19 protein-coding genes and 1 tRNA gene are annotated in these 16272 nt (G+C 58.0%); 7 read left to right on the top strand and 13 right to left on the bottom strand.

Going from position 1 to position 16272, the window contains the following annotated elements; genetic code table 11:
• Positions 1–237 precede the first annotated feature (237 nt).
• Entirely contained in the window at positions 238–2247 is a 2010-nt protein-coding gene (locus tag AC13QE_RS30975; protein WP_488486627.1) for an acetyl-CoA carboxylase biotin carboxylase subunit, read from the bottom strand.
• Positions 2248–2328: 81 nt separating this feature from the next.
• The gene (locus AC13QE_RS30970; protein ID WP_132716646.1) at positions 2329–3264 is read right to left on the bottom strand and encodes a DMT family transporter; all 936 of its coding nucleotides are present in this window, start codon (positions 3262–3264) and stop codon (positions 2329–2331) included.
• A 218-nt stretch (positions 3265–3482) separates the two neighbouring features.
• Between AC13QE_RS30970 and AC13QE_RS30965 the strand changes: the two genes are divergently transcribed.
• Positions 3483–3905 (top strand): helix-turn-helix domain-containing protein, encoded by a 423-nt coding sequence (locus tag AC13QE_RS30965; protein ID WP_112339000.1) that lies wholly within the window; start codon positions 3483–3485, stop codon positions 3903–3905.
• A gap of 38 nt (positions 3906–3943) precedes the next feature.
• On the opposite strand, the gene AC13QE_RS30960 is transcribed toward AC13QE_RS30965, so the two are convergent.
• From AC13QE_RS30960 to AC13QE_RS30950, 3 genes are all read right to left on the bottom strand, one after another.
• Positions 3944–4138, bottom strand: coding sequence for a hypothetical protein (locus AC13QE_RS30960; RefSeq protein WP_015339987.1), 195 nt, complete (start codon positions 4136–4138; stop codon positions 3944–3946).
• Between the two features lie 80 nt (positions 4139–4218).
• Positions 4219–4434, bottom strand: coding sequence for a hypothetical protein (locus AC13QE_RS30955; protein ID WP_488486626.1), 216 nt, complete (start codon positions 4432–4434; stop codon positions 4219–4221).
• Positions 4435–4727: 293 nt separating this feature from the next.
• Positions 4728–4812 (bottom strand) — tRNA-Leu (locus AC13QE_RS30950).
• A 237-nt stretch (positions 4813–5049) separates the two neighbouring features.
• Here AC13QE_RS30950 and lipB point away from each other — a divergent pair.
• The gene (gene lipB, locus AC13QE_RS30945; RefSeq protein ID WP_015339985.1) at positions 5050–5766 is read left to right on the top strand and encodes a lipoyl(octanoyl) transferase LipB; all 717 of its coding nucleotides are present in this window, start codon (positions 5050–5052) and stop codon (positions 5764–5766) included.
• A 102-nt stretch (positions 5767–5868) separates the two neighbouring features.
• Here lipB and AC13QE_RS30940 read toward each other — a convergent pair whose 3' ends face one another.
• On the bottom strand, positions 5869–6036 hold the full coding sequence (locus AC13QE_RS30940; RefSeq protein WP_488486625.1) for a hypothetical protein: 168 nt from the start codon (positions 6034–6036) through the stop codon (positions 5869–5871).
• A 583-nt stretch (positions 6037–6619) separates the two neighbouring features.
• On the opposite strand from AC13QE_RS30940, the gene AC13QE_RS30935 reads away from it, so the two are divergent.
• Positions 6620–7156, top strand: a complete 537-nt coding sequence (locus AC13QE_RS30935; protein ID WP_488486624.1) for a hypothetical protein — start codon at positions 6620–6622, stop codon at positions 7154–7156.
• Positions 7157–7216: 60 nt separating this feature from the next.
• Here the strand turns inward: AC13QE_RS30935 and AC13QE_RS30930 are convergent, their stop codons facing one another.
• Positions 7217–7711 carry a peptide deformylase gene (locus AC13QE_RS30930; RefSeq protein WP_488486623.1) on the bottom strand — a complete coding sequence of 165 codons (495 nt, stop codon included), beginning with the start codon at positions 7709–7711 and terminating at the stop codon, positions 7217–7219.
• A 33-nt stretch (positions 7712–7744) separates the two neighbouring features.
• On the opposite strand from AC13QE_RS30930, the gene AC13QE_RS30925 reads away from it, so the two are divergent.
• Positions 7745–8407, top strand: coding sequence for a GNAT family N-acetyltransferase (locus AC13QE_RS30925; protein ID WP_488486622.1), 663 nt, complete (start codon positions 7745–7747; stop codon positions 8405–8407).
• 125 nt (positions 8408–8532) lie between these two features.
• Positions 8533–8922 (top strand): MerR family transcriptional regulator, encoded by a 390-nt coding sequence (locus AC13QE_RS30920; RefSeq protein ID WP_069612249.1) that lies wholly within the window; start codon positions 8533–8535, stop codon positions 8920–8922.
• 22 nt (positions 8923–8944) lie between these two features.
• On the opposite strand, the gene AC13QE_RS30915 is transcribed toward AC13QE_RS30920, so the two are convergent.
• The 3 genes from AC13QE_RS30915 to AC13QE_RS30905 form a co-directional block, all read right to left on the bottom strand.
• Complete coding sequence (locus tag AC13QE_RS30915; protein ID WP_488486621.1) at positions 8945–9418, bottom strand: methyltransferase family protein; 474 nt, start codon at positions 9416–9418, stop codon at positions 8945–8947.
• A 12-nt stretch (positions 9419–9430) separates the two neighbouring features.
• A complete protein-coding gene (locus tag AC13QE_RS30910; RefSeq protein ID WP_132716639.1) occupies positions 9431–10420 on the bottom strand; it encodes an acetyltransferase domain-containing protein in 990 nt (329 codons plus the stop codon).
• 61 nt (positions 10421–10481) lie between these two features.
• A complete protein-coding gene (locus AC13QE_RS30905; RefSeq protein ID WP_488486620.1) occupies positions 10482–11174 on the bottom strand; it encodes a DUF599 domain-containing protein in 693 nt (230 codons plus the stop codon).
• A 197-nt stretch (positions 11175–11371) separates the two neighbouring features.
• Between AC13QE_RS30905 and AC13QE_RS30900 the strand changes: the two genes are divergently transcribed.
• Positions 11372–12781 (top strand): L-serine ammonia-lyase, encoded by a 1410-nt coding sequence (locus AC13QE_RS30900; protein WP_132716637.1) that lies wholly within the window; start codon positions 11372–11374, stop codon positions 12779–12781.
• Positions 12782–12839: 58 nt separating this feature from the next.
• Complete coding sequence (locus AC13QE_RS30895; protein ID WP_112338991.1) at positions 12840–13274, top strand: DUF1489 family protein; 435 nt, start codon at positions 12840–12842, stop codon at positions 13272–13274.
• On the opposite strand, the gene AC13QE_RS30890 is transcribed toward AC13QE_RS30895, so the two are convergent.
• The 3 genes from AC13QE_RS30890 to AC13QE_RS30880 form a co-directional block, all read right to left on the bottom strand.
• Complete coding sequence (locus tag AC13QE_RS30890) at positions 13271–13546, bottom strand: hypothetical protein (protein ID WP_488486619.1); 276 nt, start codon at positions 13544–13546, stop codon at positions 13271–13273. The genes AC13QE_RS30895 and AC13QE_RS30890 overlap by 4 nt on opposite strands.
• A 125-nt stretch (positions 13547–13671) precedes the next feature.
• Positions 13672–15177, bottom strand: coding sequence for a serine hydrolase (locus AC13QE_RS30885; RefSeq protein ID WP_488486618.1), 1506 nt, complete (start codon positions 15175–15177; stop codon positions 13672–13674).
• Positions 15178–15294: 117 nt separating this feature from the next.
• A complete protein-coding gene (locus tag AC13QE_RS30880; RefSeq protein ID WP_488486617.1) occupies positions 15295–16062 on the bottom strand; it encodes a hypothetical protein in 768 nt (255 codons plus the stop codon).
• Positions 16063–16272 lie beyond the last annotated feature (210 nt).

Raw genomic sequence — 16272 nt, 5'->3', positions numbered from 1 at the left:
CGGCCCCTCAAGCTGAACCGTCATCACCTCAAGCGGCTTGCCAGCCGCAACCGCGACCGCTGCTCTTACGTCCATGATCTCGTCCCTTCCTGCTATGATTTGGTCCGCGCGACATTGGCATGGGCACATGGGGCGGCTCAAGCCAAAATCAGACACTTAGCGTCGCAATTATCATGTTTTAGCCGAGCAATCGCCGCGCGGCTTTTTCCACATGGCTGCGATGGCGAAGCTTCTCGATCAGGTGAATTCCATGATCACGGCGTCGACGGCGAGGCTTTCGCCCGGCTTAGCGTTGATTTTGCCGATGACCAGATCGCGTTCGGCTCGCAGGACATTTTCCATCTTCATCGCTTCGACGATAGCCAGTGTTTCGCCTGCCTTGACCTCCTGTCCCTCCGCGACGGCAATCGCGACGACCAAGCCCGGCATGGGGCAGAGCAGGAGCTTCGACGTATCCGGCGGCAATTTGACCGGCATCAGCTTGTCGAGTTCGGCCTGACGCGGCGTAAACACCCTCGTCCGGACGGAAATGCCCTGCCAATCGATGCGCAGACCATTGAGCACGGTACGGATCTGGGCTGTCAGCTTGCGGCCGCCGACGGTGCCGGCCCATACCGAATCGCCGGGACGCCAGTCGGTCGCGACAGTTACGGTTTGGGTGCCGATCTGCATGTCCATCTCGAAGGGAATGGTCACCACGCCTTCAAGCAACGTCACAGGCAGATAGTTGGCACCAAGCTTGACGATCCAGCTCTCCCGCAGCGGCGCGGCGGCTGGACGCAGCCGGTCGGCATAGCGCTCGCGGCGGTTGGATTCGATCAGGCTGCAGGAAAGGGCGATTGTCGACAGCAGAGCGGTTTGGTCTTCGTCCGGCGTCACCGGCGCGAAGCCGTCGGGATATTCCTCGGCAATGAAGCTCGTGGAGAGGCGGCCTTCGCGCCAGCGCGGATGCTTCATCAGAGCCGAGAGGAACGGCATATTGTGCTCGATGCCATCGACCACAAAACCATCCAGGGCTTCGCCCATCGCTTCGATCGCCTCCAGCCTCGTTGGAGCCCAGGTGCAGAGCTTGGCGATCATCGGATCGTAATACATGGAGATTTCGGCGCCCTCGAAGACGCCGGTATCGTTGCGCACGACCGATGTCTCGGTCTTATCTTCACGCGGCGGACGATAGCGCGTCAAGCGGCCGATCGACGGCAGGAAGTTGCGGTAGGGATCTTCCGCATAGAGGCGGCTTTCGATCGCCCAGCCGTTAAGCTTAATATCCGCCTGCTTGAACGGCAGCTTCTCGCCGGCTGCAACACGGATCATCTGCTCGACGAGATCGATGCCGGTGACAAGCTCCGTGACCGGATGCTCGACTTGCAGGCGGGTATTCATTTCGAGGAAATAGAAATTCCTGTCGCGATCGACGATGAATTCGACCGTGCCAGCACTTTGGTAATCGACGGCCTTGGCGAGCGCCACGGACTGTTCGCCCATGGCCTTGCGCGTCGCTTCGTCCAGGAAAGGCGAGGGCGCTTCTTCGACGACCTTCTGGTTCCGGCGCTGGATGGAGCATTCGCGCTCGCCGAGATAGACGACATTTCCGTGAGCGTCGGCCAATACCTGGATTTCAATATGTCGGGGGTCGACCACGAATTTTTCGATGAAGACGCGGTCGTCGCCGAACGAGCTTTTCGCCTCCGAACGGGCGCGCTCGAAACCGTCGCGCACCTCGTCCTTGCTCCAGGCGATGCGCATGCCCTTGCCACCGCCGCCCGCAGACGCCTTGATCATCACGGGGTAGCCGATCTCGGCGGCGATTCTTTCGGCATGATCGGCATCATCGATGATGCCGAGATGGCCCGGAACGGTGGAAACCTTGGCCGCATTGGCGAATTTCTTCGATTCGATCTTGTCGCCCATGGCTTCGATCGCCTTCGGCTTCGGGCCGATGAAGACGATGCCTTCCTTCTCCAGTGCCGCGCAGAAGGAGGCGCGCTCTGAGAGGAAGCCGTAACCTGGATGAACCGCTTCAGCGCCTGTCTGCTTGCAGGCAGCGATGATCTTGTCGGCGACGAGATAGCTTTCGGCAGCGGGAGCGGGGCCGATATGGACTGATTCATCCGCCATTTCGACATGAAGAGCATCCCGATCAGCATCGGAATAGACGGCGACCGTGAGGATGCCCATGCGGCGCGCAGTCTTGATCACGCGGCAGGCAATCTCGCCGCGATTTGCGATGAGGATTTTCTTGAACATGCAATCTCCGCCCAAATACTCTATTCCGTCAGTGTTTTAGCCATAAATTGCTTGCCTGGTCCATGCGCAACACGTCCGCGCTTACGTCGTTTTTTCCAAACTCGACTGCATACGCTCCCGCCAGATGATGAAGAGGCCGGAGCCGACGATAATGGCGATGCCGATCCATTTGGAAAGATTAGGAAAATCGCCGAAGATTGCGTAGCCGAGAACGGTGGCGGAAATGATCTCGAAATACTGGAATGGAGCAAGCAGCGACAGTGGCGCCAGCCGGAAGGCCCTGACGACGAGCATATGGGCGTAGCCTGAAATCGAACCGAGAATCAGCAGAAGCACCAGCCCGAGCGCCGAGGTGGGCAGGGATGGTTCAAAATCCGCAATACCGGCTGACGAGCCGGCAAACAGAGCCGCGGCCATGAACACGGTGCCGCCGAGACCCGCCATGATCTGCATCGTCAACGGTGAGTCCGCCTCGCCGACAGCGCGGTTCATGAAAAGATAGAGCGCATAGAGAAATGCACAGGCGACCGGCAGCAGCGCCTTCAAGCCAAAGATCGCAAAGCTCGGCTGAATGACGATCATTGCGCCGCCGAAGCCAATGACGATCGCCAGCCACCGCCGCCAGCCGACTTTATCGCCAAGAAACAAGGCGGAAAGCGCCGTCAGCATGAAGGGCTCGACGAAATAGATCGCGAAGACATCGGCAAGCGGCATGTATTTGACCGCGGCGAAAAAGAGTAGGCTCGCGGCGCCATGCAGCGCGCCGCGTAAAAGGTTCATCCATGGACGCTTCGCCGAAAAGGCTGACCGCCCGGCTGCGGTCGCAAGGAGCGGCAGCATGCACACAAGCTGGAAGAAGAAGCGATAGAACGTCACTTGGCCCGGCGACATGCCTTCAAAACTCGCCATGTACTTGGCGATCGCATCCATCGTCGGCAGAAGGATCATGGCGCTTGCCATGATCGTCATGCCTCTAAGCGGATTTTGCTGTGTGGAAACGGCGGAAGAGACGGGCATGCGTCAACTTCAAACACAGGACAAACATGCAAGCAAGACGCGCTTGAAAGCAGGTTGCAAGATGCGGTGGCAGCCATCCGCAAATGCCGTACTTTTCCAAATGGGACAGATCTCCCTGGCGAGATGACGCCCTTAGACCTATCTGGAGCTTTGGAACCGGCTAAAACATGACTGCGCGGCGAAAAATTGCTGGCGCGACCAGGAAAGGGATCGCACCGATGTTCAAACCAGAACAAGAGACGACCGTTTTTTCGGATGAAGGCGGCGATACGCTTGGCGGACGCCTGTCAATGGCTCGCGATGCCGCGGGAATCAGCCTCGAAACGCTGGCCGGACAGCTTGGCGTCAGCGAGGAGACGATGCTCGCGTGGGAATCCGATCGTGCCGAGCCCAACCCCTCCGCGCTGGCCAAGATGTCAGCTCTTTTCGATGTTTCGCCGGCATGGTTGATGACCGGATCGGGTGACGGCCCCGGAGAGGACAGCGATGAGCGCGCCCTCGAAGCCGTGAAGAACGAGCTATCGCGGCTGCGCACCGCCTATCAGGAGGTCGGTCGGCTGATAGAGACGACAACAAAGCAGCTCGAACGCCTCGACCATCAGATCAGGCTGCGCAATCTGAGCAAGGATGTGGCGCATTGAGCGCGGCTTCCCTCGACGTGGCGCGGGCTTAAGTACTTCTAGCTTAATCGGGCAATCGTATCGTCGAGGGTGTCGATCGCGAGTTGTTCACGGGCGATCATGTCGTCGAGATCGATGACCTCTCCGATCTGTTTCGCGTCAATGCCCTGCATCTTCATCGCCAGCAGTTCGTTGCGATGGGCGATCTTTTCGCCTCTGATTTTGATAAGCTTCAAGCGAAAATCATCATTCATTTCCAATCCCTCCGTTTGGAATGAAGTGTCGCCATTTCCGGACTGCCATCGTTCCCCAGCTCGTCTCGTCTGCTTCAATCTCAGTCGTGTCCACGGCCGCGATAGGTGGTAGGAACGCCGGCTTTCTCATGGCACTGCGCTAGGGTTTCCAGCCATTCCGCCAACCTTTCCGGGACTTTGGCATTTCCAGCTTCCAGCGCCTCCACCCATGACAGGTCACATTGCAGAGCGCTCGCCAGATTGATGGGCGTCCAGCGTATATGCAAAAGGCATTCTGAAAAGCGCTCCGGTGTCATGCATCTTCCCCCTGTCTGAAGAATTTCACGGTGCCAGAGAGGGGCGCGAAGTCAAGTGATCAGGGAAATACGACGGCTGTTCCGGCCTATCAGGGTAGGCGAACTACCTCTCGGCATGAATTTCGCGGGTAACTTGTGTGGGTAACGGGGGCAGTATCGCAAGATTTCCGACGCTTTGATCGGTTCGCGTGTCGTCAGCGGGCGGACGATGGCGTGCGAGATAATGCGGTACTGAAGAAAGCGTTAGCTACGCATTGTTTTAAAAACAAAAAACCCGGCCAAAGCCGGGTTCTTGGTGCGGTCGAGAAGACTCGAACTTCCACGGGTTGCCCCACAGCGACCTCAACGCTGCGCGTCTACCAATTCCGCCACGACCGCATCGTGGTAGGCCGGATTGCTCCGGCGCGGCTGCATGTAGCAAAAGCATTCGGGGGGCACAAGAGCGATATGTCAGTTTTTTTAAATTCCTTCACAGCTCCTCCGATCTGACATGTGCGAATGCTGCCGAAACGCCTTACATGTTTGAATTCCCGCTCGAATGGCGCCATATGTGGACAACCCGTCGGCGCGCAGGATTTCCACACATGCGGCCTGCGGCGCGCAAAGGACTGCCATATGCTTCGCACCGAACTTTCTCACCAGATGTTTCCCGTTCAAGGTACGCCGCCCGTCCGCTGGCGGATCAGCGACGGTCTCGTGCCTTATGAGGAGGCGGTTGCCACCATGGAGGCGGAGGTAGCCGCGATTGCCGAAGGGCAGGCGCCGGAGCTCGTCTGGCTGGTCGAACATCCTCCGCTCTATACGGCGGGCACCAGCGCCGATGCCGCCGATCTGATCGAACCGGATCGATTCCCGGTCTTTGCGACCGGACGCGGGGGCGAATATACCTATCACGGGCCAGGTCAGCGCGTCGCCTATGTCATGCTGGACCTCAAGTGTCGGCGGCAGGATATCCGTGCCTTCGTCGGCGCGCTCGAGGAGGTCATCATCCGCACGCTTGATTCGATGAATGTGCGTGGCGAGCGGCGAGAGGATCGAGTTGGCGTTTGGGTCAGGCGCCCGGAGAAGCCCACTCTGGCCGACGGCACCGTGTCAGAGGACAAGATCGCGGCGCTCGGCATCCGCGTGCGCAAATGGGTGACGTTTCACGGCCTTTCGCTGAACGTCGACCCCGATCTCGGGCATTTCACCGGCATCATTCCTTGCGGAATTTCGGCCTATGGTGTCACCAGCCTCGTCGATCTCGGTCTGCCGGTCATGATGGCGGATGTCGATATCCGCCTGCGCGAGGCGTTCGAACAGGTCTTCGGCGAAACTGTCAATGACGCCTGAAAGTGATCGGCGATCGTCCGAAGACGATGCCGGATGTTGCGATGAATTTTAGTGCTAAGCAGGACAGGTCAAACGACCTGTCCGATTTGGTGGCGAAAACTGCTAGAACTCGCAGGAGCGCTCTTCGGCGTCCTCTACCATCGGTACTTCCGAGTCATTCGGAACGAAGCGTCTCGATTTCTCCAAAAGATCGATCCTGTCTTCTGCCTTGAGAAGATCATGCAGTTTCTGATCGCTTAGGATATTGTCGCCAGTATCATGCGAGGTCATGCGGGTAACTCCTTGACCTCTGCAGGCGAGAGTAATCACCTCTCTCAGCCGCTAGCGCCTACGGGTTCGGTAGCCAATGGTATGAGCCTATACTCATTTGAGCGCTGTGGCGAATCTTTTGCTGCGTTGCCTCTCGGCGGCCTTATCTGCCAGAAAAAACGTCTGAAAGAAAAATGCCCTGGAAGGGAGAGCATCCAGGGCATAGAGAGGGGAACTGCATAACGGAAACTAGGGCGAGGTGCCCGCACTTCAAGGTCGAAGCTCACGATAGGTTGTATTTCGTCCGCGATCGCCATTGCCCAAGCGCATCGCTGATCTGCGAATGACGGAAGTAAAATTGCAATGTGAATCGGCACCATCGATTCTTCCGTCTCCGGCTGACCTCAACACAGCGATGAACCGCCATCCAGGATTGCTGCTTCAGTCAAGTCACTCTTTTCGATAGCTATTTTTGTACAGTTTGCGTTCATGTTCGTCCGCATATGGTGTCTTCCGTCGCCCCCAGATCGCGTGTCGATTGACAATCGACGGGGACGATACGATTAATAGTTTCGACATTCGTCATAGAGCGGAGGAAATGCCAATGACAAGTCGTGCCATTCTGTTGATGTCTTTTGCGTCTCTCACAGTTGTAGGCTCGATGGGCCTCGCTTCTTCGGCTTCTGCGCTAACCATGAAAGAGTGCAGCGCCAAATATCAGGCTGCCAAAACTGCTGGTACCTTGAACGGCCAGAAGTGGAATGACTTCCGCACAACGCAGTGCAGCGCGGACGCCAGCGCCACCACGACCACCGCTCCCGCAACCACTGCACCAGCGGCTACGACGCCTGCCAAGCCGGCGAAGACCACTGCGGCAGCCAAGGTCGACGCCAACGAGCCCGACGCTACCAAGCCGCCGGTAGCAGAACCGGCAAAGCCGACCACGGCTGCCCCGGCCGGCGTAACCTTCCCCGCAAAGGTCGACCCGAAATATGCTACCGAGACGCCCGGCAAGGGCCGCTTCCACACCTGCGTCGACGCCTATAACGCCGCCAAGGCCAGCAATTCGCTCGGCGGCCTGAAGTGGATCCAGAAGGGCGGCGGCTATTACAGCCTCTGCAATACCAAGCTCAAGGGCTGATTGCGGATCCAACCTCTTGCAGAACGGGCGCCTTTTGGCGCCCGTTTCTATTTGCCCATATCAATCCTGCATCTTCTCCCATTTCTTCACCAGTCGGTCGCGCCTGAGCTTGGAAAGCCGCTGCAGCCAGAAAATGCCGTCAAGCTGGTCAATTTCGTGCTGAATGCAGATGGCCAGAAAGTCATGCGCCTCCGCTTCATGGGGGTCGCCGGCGATATCCCGATAGCGAAAGCGGATCGATTTCGGTCTTACGATCTCCTCGGTCGCTCCGGGCATGGAAACGCTACCCTCCGTATGCCGCATGGTTTCCGCCGATGACCATAGAATTTCCGGATTGATATAGATGCACACGCCATCTTCGCGGCTGAGTTCGATCACGACGACCCGCTTGAGGACGCCGATATGCGGGCCGGTGATGCCGACGCCAGGCGCGGCCCGCATGGTGTCCAACAGATCATCGACAAGCATCCGCAGATCGTCATCGAAAGCGGTCACGGTGGTGGAGGGGGTTCGCAATAGCGGATCGGGAAAGCGGATGATGGGACGAACCGACACGGCACTCTCTATTGGGTGAAGGGGTGTATGTGGATGGGCAGAATAGAGGCGGGGCCGAAATGGCGCCAGCGTCTTGGCACTTCAGAGCCTGATATTGAATTATTTCTTTATCTAATTGGTGTTATTGATTTTTCCAATCTTTCTAATAGTGGGAAGCGCGGGAGAGCGCGAGCAGGCAAAATCAACATGAATATCCCTATCAAACGAGCGGGCCAAAGCCACTTTCCGGCCATACGCACCATAGAGCTGGCATCGTTTGAAACGTTGCGAGCGGCAGGGGCGGTCATTGGAGCGGCCGCGGCGAGCACGGACGAGGAGTTGCAGCAATATCTCGACGCTAATTTCCTGTATGCGGCATTCGATGCAAACGACATGCCGGTTGGCTACGGAGGCGGATACGTTGCGGGAGATTGGCTGCACATTGGCGAGATCGACGTACATCCAGATTGGCAGAGAAAGGGCATCGGAAGGCGGCTGATGGAGAGTTTGCTTGCCGATGGTCGCGCAAGAGGCCTTATGGGGTCAACTCTGACAACCGATCGCTTCGCTCCCTTCAATGCATCGTTTTATGTTTCTTTGGGATTCGAGCCGGTTGAAGGAGATAGCTGTCCGGTGCGCCTTAGGGCTATCCTTGCTTTGGAAGAGGCAAAAGGTCTGGATCCGCATCGCCGTGTCGCGATGATGCTGACTTTCTAGCGCCTAACGCGGCAACATGCGGCGGTTTAGTGTAATTAGTGAAGAGAACAGCCCGGCTAATCCGTCAAAATTGACTATTACGTAAAAGTCAATATTATGCTGATCAGCAGATTAGGGGCGGATTCTTGGTCGACGGATACTATAGCATAACGGAGCTCACTCGGGAATTCGGGGTTTCGACCCGAACGTTGAGGTTCTATGAGGACGAGGGCCTCATTCATCCTGAGCGCAGGGGCCGAACGCGCCTATTTCGCCCGGCCGACCGGCGTCTGATCATGGAAATTCTGCGCGGCCGCCGCATTGGCTTCACCATTGCCGAAATTCGCGAGATCATACAGGTCTACAAGGAGCCTCCGGGCGAGATCGGCCAGCTGAAGCTGCTGATGAAGCGCGTAGACGAAAAGCGCGACGAGCTGCGTCAGAAGCGCAAGGATATCGACGATACGCTGAGCGAACTCGATAATGTCGAGGAGGCGTGTCTCGGCCGTCTCGCCGAAATCGGCGTTGGGACTTGATCCGCTTTAAGCGCTCAGCTTGTCAAAGCCAGCGGCGTGTCCGTTTGCAGTAAAACTCGAATTCGCAGCCGAATCGCGAGAGGAGATGCATCTCCTCGCAGCGGATGACGAGCAAGGTCGTCAAGGCGGCCGCCACTGCTGCCATGACCAGGAACCAGAGATTGCCGATCAGAAGGCCGAAGCTTGCGGTCAGCAAGGTATAGCCGAGATAGGTTGGGTTGCGGGTGAAACGAAAGGGGCCTGACGTCACCAAATGCGCTGTGCAGCGCTGCGTCAGAACGGTTGTGCGGCGTTCCAGCAGCGTCTTGACGGCCCAGACATTCAATGTAACCGCGATGGCGGTCAGGAGCACGCCAACCACCCATGCAACCAGCGCCCAGATGAAGGGCAAAGGCAAGGGATACCATCGCTGCAGGGACAGCGCCGCTATGACGGCGAGGCTATAGAGCAGCGGCGGCCACGGAAAACTCAGCGACTTCGAACGATAGGCATTCATAGAATAACCCTGTCATTGCGCTTCATCCGTGCATTGTATCGCGATTCGGCTTACGCGTTCATCGCTATCTGCTTTGATCGCTCCGGATTGCAATGGTTTGAAGAGATTCTGAGCCTGCAACTTGTCGAGCGTGCATTGGCAGAAGCTGCGGCACATGGCTTCGCTGCCCGATCGGGTGCATGAAGCTACGCATTGCCTGATATAGCCAACCGTCGGGTCCTGCGGCGGGGCAGGAGCGACAAGCGATAGAAGATAGACGAGGCCAAACAGCACCGGCTGATGAACCAGATAGAAGATCAGGCTGTGACGGCCGGCGCGGGCCACGAGATTGCTGCCGGGGCCGAATTTTGCAAGCTGCTTCAGCCAGCCGAGGGAGGTCGCCAATTGCGCGATGCCGAGGCCGAACAGAAATGGCGTTAGCCACGGGAAGAGCGGCACATAGTCGTTCGAGCGCTGGATATTTTCCGAAAGCCCGACCCACCATAGCCACGGCGTGTCGAAGAACGTTGAATGCAGCGAGAGAGGCGCGATGACGTTGTCGATCACGATGCCGACGGTGAGCAATGCCGCGACCAAAAGCGTCAGGAATGCGGGCAGGCGCAGGAACAGGAGGCCAATAAGGCTCGCCGCCGCGATGCCGTGCAGGATGCCGAAGAAGATCCATTCGTCGCTCATGCCGATGAAGGTGACGAGTGAGATCGCGGCAGCTGCAGCGACAATCATGCCCAGCCGTCGCCAGTAGGACCGCCAGCGAATTTCCGGCGTATTGGCAAGCACGAGACTGAAGCCAGCCAGGAACAGGAAGGTACTGGCAATGGCGCGGGCATAGAGCTTCAGCCAGCCGGTTTCCGCCGTACCAGAATCAAGATAGCCGAAGAATTCGAAATCCCAGGTGCCATGATAGCTCGCCATGGCGAGCAGGGCAGCACCGCGCGCCGTATCCAGAATGCCGATGCGAGGCGTCTTTTGCGGAACGTCGGCGCTCGCGGCGATGGCGGCCATTACGGAGTCCTTCCAGGCATGAATTCAAGTCTTTGCAGCGGTATGGGCCGACGCGGCCTTGTCATGGCATATCGCCATCCATGATGGCCAGACGGGCGTCGGAAAAAAACTGACGGCGGATCAGCACCACGATGATGAAAATCGTCGTCGCCATGAAGACATAGGGGCTTAGGAACCAGCCGAGATAGCCGATGGATAGGAAGATTGCCCTGAGGCCGGCATTGAAATTGCGCGCGGCAATGATGTTCATGCGCACTACGCGCTCGGCGGCTCTCTCCGCGGCCAGCGGATCGAGAATGGCATCTTCGCGCATCGGCAGGGAGCCGAAGAGAATGGTGCAATAGTTGAACAGGCGGTAAGCCCAGCCGAATTTGAAGAAGGCATAGCCGAAAAGGCAGCCAAGCCCCGCTACCTTGATTTCAAAGGCTGCCCGACCGCCATTGAGTATGAACGGCATATCCGAGAAGAAGGCATTGATCTTGTCGGTGGCGCCGAGGAGCGCAAAGCAGCTGCCGATGGCGAAAATCGATGTGGAGGCAAAGAAGCCTGTGCCGTTTTGCAGGCCGGAGAGGATCTGCGTGTCGATCATCTTCAGGTCGCGGCGCAGCGAGTTGTATATCCATTCGCGGCGGCGGTCGTTCATTGCCCGCGTCAGGCTGATGCGATTGAAGAAGCTGGCGCTGCTGGTGATCCAGTTCAGTGCGACCCAGAGAAAGATGAAAAGGGCGAGGGCGACATAGTCGGCAGTCGTCATAAAGGCAGGTTCTCCAGATCAATACCATGTGGACTGTAGCTCAGCGCGAGCCGCGTGCAATGGCCTTCTGTTTGCGTCTCGAATGCTTATATGTAATGTCGCTGCCATGAAATCCGATGTCGGCCAATCACCGTGCAAGCTTGCCGCGATAGCGTAGCCTTGCGGGAAATCGATTTGCCTGGAGGCACCAAAGGTCCATGTTTCTCTCAGTTTTTGATGTGTTCAAGATCGGTGTGGGACCGTCCAGCTCGCACACGATGGGCCCAATGTCGGCCGCGAATCGCTTCTTGGACCTCTTGCTGTCGAACGAGTGGCCGCGACCGTCTTCGAATGTACATGTTGAGTCGATCAAGGTCAGCCTGCATGGTTCGCTGGCGCATACGGGTATCGGCCACGGCACGGGCAGGGCCGTCATCCTCGGCCTGATGGGCGAAAAGCCTGACAGCGTCGATCCCGACCATATGGATGGCATCATCGACGAAGTCGAGCGCAGCGGGCGCATCACGCCGCCAGGTCATCCGACCTATCAATTCCAGCCGAAGACCGATCTGATCTTCGACAAGAAGGTGCCTCTCCCGGGCCATGCCAACGGCATGAGTTTTTCTGCTTTCGACCGGGATGACCGGCTGCTCCTGAAGCGCATCTATTATTCCGTCGGCGGCGGATTCGTTGTCACCGATACCGAATTGGAGCAGATGAAGGCCGATCGGAAAAAGCCGGCTGCAGCGGGCGAACGGATTCCTTTCCCCTTTGCCACCGCCAAGCAGATGCTTGAAATGTCCGAGCGCTCCGGCCTTTCCATCGCGCAGATGAAGCGCGCCAATGAAGAGACTCGCATGAGCGCCGAGGAACTGGATGCCGGTCTTGACCGCATCTGGGCGGCCATGAGCAGTTGTATCGATCGTGGCCTCAAGGTCGATGGCATCATGCCGGGTGGCCTGAAGGTCCGCCGGCGTGCACGCGCCATTCACGACAAGCTACAGCAGGAGTGGCGGAGCAACCGCATCAATCCGCTGCTCGCCAATGACTGGCTGAGTGTTTACGCCATGGCCGTCAATGAAGAGAATGCTGCCGGCGGCCGCGTCGTCACAGCGCCGACCAATGGCGCGGCGGGCGTCATTCCTGCTACGATCCGCTACTATCAGCATTTCCATGAGGATTGGGATCAGGACGGCATTCGCAACTATCTTCTGACGGCTGCCGCCGTCGGCGGCATCATCAAGCATAATGCCTCGATTTCCGGCGCCGAAGTCGGCTGTCAGGGCGAGGTCGGTTCGGCGGCTGCGATGGCGGCGGCCGGGCTTGCCGCCGTGATGGGTGCGACGCCGGAACAGATCGAGAATGCTGCAGAAATCGCGCTGGAACATCATCTTGGCATGACCTGCGATCCGGTCGCCGGACTGGTGCAAGTGCCGTGCATCGAACGAAATGCTCTTGGCGCGGTCAAGGCAGTCACTGCTGCTTCGCTCGCCATCAAGGGCGACGGCCAGCATTTCGTGCCGCTCGACGCCTGCATCGAAACCATGCGTCAGACGGGTCACGACATGAGCGAGAAATATAAGGAAACCTCCACCGGTGGTCTGGCGGTCAACGTCGTGGAATGCTGAATGTGGACGCCTGATCTAAAAGCTTGACGCTGCCGGTCAAAAGGACTTCAACGGCACTATGGCTTTGCATCTCATCAAATTGTGCGTCGGCGCGGATTCGCTGGATGATCTGCGCGAATGGGTTTCCGAGCGGGCGATGAACGCCATCGCTGCAGGACTGGAGCCGCACACGACCCATACGACGCGCATGGTGCCGAAGCGGATCGAGGAACTGCTGGACGGCGGCTCGCTCTATTGGGTGATCAAGGGACAGGTGCAGGCGCGGCAGAAATTGCTAGGTATCGAGACCTTCACCGATGCTGATGGTATTCAGCGTTGCCGGCTTATTCTCGACCCGAGTGTTGTCGAGACGACAGGGCAGCCGAAGCGTCCATTTCAGGGCTGGCGGTATCTGCCGCAGGACGACGTGCCGCGCGATCTCGATAGTCTCGGCGCGGCAGCCGAATTGCCCGCCGATCTGCGGCGGGAACTTTCCGAACTTGGTTTGCTTTAACGCAGCCGCATCATGATCGGCGCACGGCCGGTCGGGGCGGTGATGTGCAGATGAATATGCGCTTCCGGCTGCGCGTAGCGCCAGGCGCGCGCGCCGTGGCAGAGCAGGATGCCGATCAGGTCTTTCGTCTTGTTGCGCGAGCGCGAACGACTGAGACCGAGGTCCGCCAATCGCATCGCCGCCTCATGCAGCGGATGAAGAGCAAAGCTCTTCTGTTTCATCTTGCCCCCGCTATCGAGCGAGAAACCGGGAAAGTTCTCGTTCATTGCCATTTCAAAACCCCGTACACGTTACAAACTCAGGGCCGGCCCGCTTGACGTTCGGAACCGGAAGATCGGAACCATAGAAGGCCCGACCAATTTTCAAATCATGCGGCGCGAAAACACCCGCCACATGCTTATTCCATACTCGCCCAGCACTTCACGCCGGCACGCTTGAGCGCCTTGCAGGCATTCACTGCTTCGCTCTGATCTTCAAAGCCGCCGAAGCGGGCGCGGTAACCGCCGTCAAAGGCGACCGCATAGGGCTTGGCCGAACGCAATGCCTTGCCGGCTTTGTTCTTCGCCGTATCAAGGAGGTCGGTCGCGCCATCCTTACTGGAGGAAACGCCAATTTGAACGATCCAGCCGGTAGGCCCGCGTTCAGCTTTGGTTGCCTTTGCAACCTTCTCCGTCTTTTCAGTGCGCTGCAGCTTTACCAGCTTCGTATCGCTTCTGGAGGTCGATGCCGTCGTTACGGTATCGATTTCATCCTCATCCGCATCGTCCGAGGATCCGGCGGCAGCTGTTTCGTCATAGGCGGGCTGCTTCACGGGCTCGGGCTTTGCCGAAAGCAGTGGATTGGAAGAGGAAGATTGTGGCGTTACCGCTGCGAAGGCTGCCGCGCTGGAAGGACTGGAATCGGCGACTTCGGTCGCCGCGTTGTTCTTGATCTTTGCACGGCTGATATCCGCCATGCGTGCACTGGCTGCCTGCACGTTGGGGGATGCGGCTGGCACCTGCGCGATCACATTGGAATCAATATGTTTTGTCGATGCCTTGGGCAGATAGTCAGCGATCAGCTTGCGCATCTGATTGTCGCGAGCCGGCGTCGAAGCGCCGCCAAGGACCACACCGACTATGGAACGACCGTCGACTTTGACAGAGGTCGCCAGATTGTAGCCGGCGGCGCGCGTATAACCGGTCTTGATGCCGTCAACACCGCGTACGGAGCCGACCAGGCGATTGTGGCCAAGGATCGTGCGATTGCCGAGCCGGAAGCTCGTTTCGGAGAAGAAGCCGTAATATTCCGGAAAATGTTCGCGCAAAGCGATACCAAGGCGAGCCTGATCACGAGCCGTCGTCATCTGTGCTGTGTTCGGTAGGCCGTTCGGGTTGCGATAGGTCGTGCGCGTCATACCAAGCGCTCGCGCCTTATCGTTCATCATCCGGGCAAAACCTTCCTCCGAACCGCCGAGCATCTCGCCAAGCGCCATCGCGGCGTCGTTGGCGGACTTCGTGACGATGCCAAGGATCGCCTCGCGCACGGTCACGGAACGACCGGGGCCGATACCGAGCTTGGTCGGCGCCTGAGCGGCAGCATTCTTTGAAAATACGACGGGAGTATCCAGGGTGATGCGTCCGGCCTCAAGCGCTTCGAAGGTCAGGTAGACCGTCATCATCTTGGTCAGCGAGGCGGGATAGTGGAGCGTGTCGGCATTTTCGCTATAGAGAACATTGCCTGTATTGGCGTCGATGACGATGCCGGCATATTTCGGACCGGCCGCGCTTGCGTCAACGACAGTCACAGTGATCGTCGCCGTCGCGATCGAAAAACCAAGAAGCGCTCTCGCCAGAATTTTACCGGTTTGAGACGACGAAACGGGTAGAATGGATCTGGACACTAAATCACTCTCTGCTTGCATTTACATTCTCGATTATCCGGCCGCCGCCTCCATGAACGGCCGTTCCGCTCAACAGTAGAGGCTTAGCGTTACCAATCGGTTTATGATGAACAGTTGGTTTCAGGTTTCTGCGTCATTTTAGCGGCCACCAACAGCCATTGCCGCGGGCGTGGCATCATCCACAAGGCGCGTCTTGACGAAGTTCTGGATGGCAGCATCCATCGTGCGCCAATCCCCGAGCTGATTGCTGGAAAAGCGGTAGAGAACACTCAGATCCTTGCCAACCTTAACATCCCTCTGGCAATCGCCGCTCGTTGCCAAGGCTGGCGAGGAGGGCAGGAGGCAGCGCACGACATAGTCGGTTTCACCGGATCGCGAAGCGGTTAAAAGAATTTCACCATTGTAGCCGGCATCGGCGCGAAGCCGATGTGCCGTCAGGCCAAAGGGGCCGGCATAGGAAGCGCCGTCCATCAATTGCGAATAGATCGGACCAAGCCGGCCGGACATATCACGAGACATTGTGCTCTGGCTGATCTGGAGAAAGATCAGCGAGGACGCTTGCGAGATATCGTCGAAGCGCAACCGGTCGGCTTCACTATAGCCCTGCATCTGCGGCCAGGTCAGATAGAGATCGACGCGCTCGGCCGGGCCATTGAGGCGCTCGCTCGGAAAGCGGATGGTGTTTGCGGCGAGGCGTATCGTGTCATCGCCGATCGTGATGGAGATAGGTTTGGTATCGGTCGTATGACCCGCGAGCGAAATTTTCTCGCCGAGCCAGTTTCCACCCACAGATATGGCTACGGTCAGCGCAGCCAGGACGGCAACACCTGCCATGAGCCGATAGACAAAGCCGCTCGATATTAGCGGGCTTTCTTCGACCATTGTGGCGGATGACAGTGGAGCCATGTTCTTGCCTTCATCTCCTTGCGCCCGCCATCTTCGATGACGAGTACTGAGGGCGTCCAACTTTCGAGTCTCATTGAAGATATGATTGGCGCGGCGATGGTTAATTGATGGTTAAATATAGGTCGCAACCCGTGCTAACGGCACAGTTAATTCGCCGGAATGTTCAACGCTTATCGCGCGAGGGCCGCGAAATGAAAAGAGCCGTTCCCG

Source organism: Martinezella sp. CNPSo 3957 (assembly GCF_057784395.1).
The sequence above is the reverse complement of the archived record's forward strand: the minus strand, read 5'-3'. Positions and strand labels throughout refer to the sequence as shown.

Coding starts and splice junctions, on each gene's coding strand:
- AC13QE_RS30900 (WP_132716637.1), top strand. CDS start 11,372: ATGTTTCTCTCAGTTTTTGATGTGTTCAAGATCGGTGTGGGACCGTCC.
- AC13QE_RS30905 (WP_488486620.1), bottom strand. CDS start 11,174: ATGACGACTGCCGACTATGTCGCCCTCGCCCTTTTCATCTTTCTCTGG.
- AC13QE_RS30940 (WP_488486625.1), bottom strand. CDS start 6,036: ATGACCTCGCATGATACTGGCGACAATATCCTAAGCGATCAGAAACTG.
- AC13QE_RS30910 (WP_132716639.1), bottom strand. CDS start 10,420: ATGGCCGCCATCGCCGCGAGCGCCGACGTTCCGCAAAAGACGCCTCGC.
- lipB (WP_015339985.1), top strand. CDS start 5,050: ATGCTTCGCACCGAACTTTCTCACCAGATGTTTCCCGTTCAAGGTACG.
- AC13QE_RS30925 (WP_488486622.1), top strand. CDS start 7,745: ATGGGCAGAATAGAGGCGGGGCCGAAATGGCGCCAGCGTCTTGGCACT.
- AC13QE_RS30955 (WP_488486626.1), bottom strand. CDS start 4,434: ATGACACCGGAGCGCTTTTCAGAATGCCTTTTGCATATACGCTGGACG.
- AC13QE_RS30885 (WP_488486618.1), bottom strand. CDS start 15,177: ATGCAAGCAGAGAGTGATTTAGTGTCCAGATCCATTCTACCCGTTTCG.
- AC13QE_RS30895 (WP_112338991.1), top strand. CDS start 12,840: ATGGCTTTGCATCTCATCAAATTGTGCGTCGGCGCGGATTCGCTGGAT.
- AC13QE_RS30970 (WP_132716646.1), bottom strand. CDS start 3,264: ATGCCCGTCTCTTCCGCCGTTTCCACACAGCAAAATCCGCTTAGAGGC.
- AC13QE_RS30915 (WP_488486621.1), bottom strand. CDS start 9,418: ATGAATGCCTATCGTTCGAAGTCGCTGAGTTTTCCGTGGCCGCCGCTG.
- AC13QE_RS30975 (WP_488486627.1), bottom strand. CDS start 2,247: ATGTTCAAGAAAATCCTCATCGCAAATCGCGGCGAGATTGCCTGCCGC.
- AC13QE_RS30960 (WP_015339987.1), bottom strand. CDS start 4,138: ATGAATGATGATTTTCGCTTGAAGCTTATCAAAATCAGAGGCGAAAAG.
- AC13QE_RS30965 (WP_112339000.1), top strand. CDS start 3,483: ATGTTCAAACCAGAACAAGAGACGACCGTTTTTTCGGATGAAGGCGGC.
- AC13QE_RS30890 (WP_488486619.1), bottom strand. CDS start 13,546: ATGGCAATGAACGAGAACTTTCCCGGTTTCTCGCTCGATAGCGGGGGC.
- AC13QE_RS30880 (WP_488486617.1), bottom strand. CDS start 16,062: ATGGCTCCACTGTCATCCGCCACAATGGTCGAAGAAAGCCCGCTAATA.
- AC13QE_RS30935 (WP_488486624.1), top strand. CDS start 6,620: ATGACAAGTCGTGCCATTCTGTTGATGTCTTTTGCGTCTCTCACAGTT.